1 rRNA gene is annotated in these 256 nt (G+C 53.5%); it reads left to right on the forward strand.

Annotated elements, in window-relative coordinates:
- Window positions 1–256: ribosomal RNA gene (locus tag CHH91_RS18690) — 23S ribosomal RNA — on the forward strand; the annotation flags it as partial.

The raw sequence follows: 256 nt of genomic DNA on the forward strand, positions 1-256 counted from the left end.
CCGCAGCGAAAGCGAGTCTGAATAGGGCGATATAGTAGGTGGTCGTAGACCCGAAACCGTGTGATCTACCCATGTCCAGGGTGAAGGTCAGGTAACACTGACTGGAGGCCCGAACCCACGCACGTTGAAAAGTGCGGGGATGAGGTGTGGGTAGGGGTGAAATGCCAATCGAACACGGAGATAGCTGGTTCTCTCCGAAATAGCTTTAGGGCTAGCCTCAAAGGATGATGGTTGGAGGTAGAGCACTGATTGGACT

Source organism: Virgibacillus sp. 7505, from assembly GCF_002272135.1.
Taxonomy (GTDB): Bacteria; Bacillota; Bacilli; order Bacillales; family Amphibacillaceae; genus Terribacillus.